3 protein-coding genes are annotated in these 2,913 nt (G+C 57.3%); 1 reads left to right on the forward strand and 2 read right to left on the reverse strand.

Features of this window, described 5'->3' with window-relative positions:
• Positions 1-36: 36 nt before the first annotated feature.
• Positions 37-1,074 (reverse strand): IS30 family transposase, encoded by a 1,038-nt coding sequence (locus tag AC0GNO_RS23810; RefSeq protein ID WP_472905065.1) that lies wholly within the window; start codon positions 1,072-1,074, stop codon positions 37-39.
• Positions 1,075-1,190: 116 nt separating this feature from the next.
• Between AC0GNO_RS23810 and AC0GNO_RS23815 the strand changes: the two genes are divergently transcribed.
• Positions 1,191-2,018 (forward strand): hypothetical protein, encoded by an 828-nt coding sequence (locus AC0GNO_RS23815; protein ID WP_472905756.1) that lies wholly within the window; start codon positions 1,191-1,193, stop codon positions 2,016-2,018.
• 98 nt (positions 2,019-2,116) lie between these two features.
• On the opposite strand, the gene AC0GNO_RS23820 is transcribed toward AC0GNO_RS23815, so the two are convergent.
• Positions 2,117-2,913 (reverse strand): IS5 family transposase (locus AC0GNO_RS23820; RefSeq protein ID WP_472904386.1); only part of this gene is annotated, 797 nt, incomplete at its 5' end.

The raw sequence follows: 2,913 nt of genomic DNA on the forward strand, positions 1-2,913 counted from the left end.
CGGCGGATTCAAGTCTGAAGTGCAACACCCTGGGGTTCAATGAACGAGGGTGGAATGTTGCGGGCTGTTGAGCAGGAGTTCTCGATAGACCGCCAGCGGGGATCGTACGCCCAGACCTTTGCGAGGTCGGTTGTTGATCTGATCGGCAATGGCATCGAGTTGCTCCTGGCTGTAGCCTGAGAGATCGGTGCCCTTGGGCAGGTACTGACGCACCAGCCCATTGGTGTTCTCGTTGGAGCCGCGCTGCCATGGGCTGTGCGGGTCGCAGAAGTACACCGCGATTTCCGTGCGGCGGCTGAGCTCCTTGTGCATCGCCATCTCCCGCCCCTGGTCGTACGTCATGCTCTGGCGCATGGGCGCTGCGATCCCCAGCAGCTTGTCAGAGAAGGCCTGCATCACGTTGGCTGCGCTGGCAGGTTTGAACTCAGGCAGTTTGATGAGCATGAGCAGCCTGCTGGTGCGCTCGACCAAGGTGCCCACCGCACTGGCGTTGGCCTCTCCCTTGATGAGATCGCCTTCCCAGTGGCCCGGAAACTGCCGATCCTCAATCTCAGGCGGACGCAGGTGGATGCTCACCATGTCGGGGATCTGACCGCGCCGGTCTTGCCCTTTGCTGCGTGGCACGCGCTTGTTGTGGGCGTGGCGCAGGGTGGCGATCAGCTCGCGCTTGAGCTCGCCCACGGGCTGGGCGTAGATGCAGTTGTAGATGGTCTCGTGTGACACGCGGTGCTCATGGCCTCTGGGGAGGATGCAGGCCAGTGTCAGGGCAATCTGTTCAGGCGACCAGCGCTCGCCCAGAAAGTGGCGCATCAACCCGAACAGGATGCCATCGCGATGGAGCTTGCCCTGTGGGCGGCCTTGCAGGCGTCGCCGTCGGGCGCAGGCACGCGCTGTGGTGCTCGCGTAGCCTGCGGGCTGAGCGTTGCGCCGCAGCTCCCGGCTGATGGTGCTTGGTGAACGACCCAAGACTTGGGCCATGGCGCGAACGCTGTACTTTTGCTGGGCCAGACTGGCCAGGGTCACGCGGTCTTCAGGCTGAAGCTGTTGATAGCGCTTGGATGGGGTGCTTTGCATCTGCGGACCTTACTCGGTGGCAGGTGTTGCACTTCAGACTTGAATCCGCCTTCTTTAACTGGTACATTCTAGGCTTTGCAGGATGCCTCGTCGCATTCATTCATCCACAATACACCATGTTTCCCGTATGGATTTCTGCAGCATCTATATCACTATGGACTCAATTTAATTGGCACAAAGACACCTACGAAAACTACAGCAGGCCAACCGATCTACCCGCTATCATCAAAAAAAACTACGGCATCGGGACATGCATTGGGATTGATCGAGGCGACCTCCAAGACCTATCGATGCTGCAAAGCGAGAGATTGAATTTGTATTCAATACATCTCACCAACATGAATTACAAGCGCATGACCCCGGAGCAATGGTTTCAGGAGTGTGATGGACCATATCTGACGTATCGCCCCCAAGTGTTAAATGGCCATGCACAGGCGATTCCTTTTATTAAAGAGACGGATAGTGGACTTTATCTAATTGAAAGAGCTCAACGCCTACAAGCGCCGCCTTACAAACTTCCGGAATATCCACGATCCCTGATGATCGGAAAAATAAACGACAAGGATTTTCTTTTAAAGACCACATTTATCAGGACTCCGCATGATCTGAGTCGTCACACACAAGTAGGGACACCAACGAATAATGGCCTCAGCAGCACTGGTAAACAGGGCTATCTATTTTATGGCCCCTATATGCCAGTGAGCCGTGGGAGCTACCGGCTGGAATTGAGCGTCACGACCTCTGGTACAACAGGCCTAGTCTTGGATGTTGTAAGTGACCTCTCAAACGAAGTGCACTGGCGAAACAATATCTGCCAAACAGGATGTTCGGCTAAAACGCCCATTACTGATCACTTTACCTTGAGCCACGATACTAAACTCTTAGGGATGATGTTCAAAACCGGAGCGGTGAAGGGCGTTGAGCGCATGGATCTCGCGACATGAAACCGCCGTGCCCGTTTCGATCAGTTTCCACCGTTCAAAGGTCGATTTACCGGCCTTTCGGGGCCTCATCGAGGCCCATGGGCGCGTTGCAGGCGCACTCATCCCTGCGCCTTCTGCAAAAGCCGGTGCCGCGCCATCCACAAGTTGGAAAGTGCGAACAGCGTGTGCAGTTGCGCCGTGTTCTTGACCAATCCGCGGTAGCGCACCTTCACAAACCCGAACTGGCGCTTGATCACCCGAAACGGGTGCTCCACCTTGGCCCGGATGCTGGCCTTCACATGTTCGAGCTTGTCCATGATCGCGCCCATGGGCGTGCTCTTGTCCAACGCTTTGCGTTTGCCCGGGCGCATGGCCACGTGCCAGTTGGCATTGATCGCCTGCGTCTCCTCGCGCTTGGCCACACCCTGGTAGCCTGCGTCAGCGAACACATCGCTCTCTTCACCATGCACCAGCGCGCCGGCCTGCGTCACATCGTTGACGTTGGCCGCTGTGCCCACCACCGTGTGCACCAGTCCCGAATCGGCATCCACGCCAATGTGCGCCTTCATGCCGAAGTGCCATTGGTTTCCCTTCTTCGTTTGGTGCATCTCAGGATCACGCTCGCCGCTGCTGTTCTTGGTCGAGCTGGGTGCTGCGATCAGCGTGGCGTCGATGGCTGTGCCGTTCTTGAGCAGCAGCCCTTTGGCGGCCAGCGTGCTGTTGACGGTGGCCAGTATCTGCAGGCTGAGTTGGTGCTCTTCGAGCAGGTGGCGAAAGCGCAGGATGCTCACGCGATCCGGAATGCGCTCGCTGCCCGAGAGACCAGCGAATTCACGGTACAGCGGCGTCTCGAACAGGGCTTCTTCCATGGCCAGGTCCGACAGGCCGAACCACTGCTGCAAAAAATGAATGCGCA

The organism is Hydrogenophaga sp. L310 (genome assembly GCF_055703065.1).

Coding starts and splice junctions, on each gene's coding strand:
- AC0GNO_RS23810 (WP_472905065.1), bottom strand. CDS start 1,074: ATGCAAAGCACCCCATCCAAGCGCTATCAACAGCTTCAGCCTGAAGAC.
- AC0GNO_RS23815 (WP_472905756.1), top strand. CDS start 1,191: ATGTTTCCCGTATGGATTTCTGCAGCATCTATATCACTATGGACTCAA.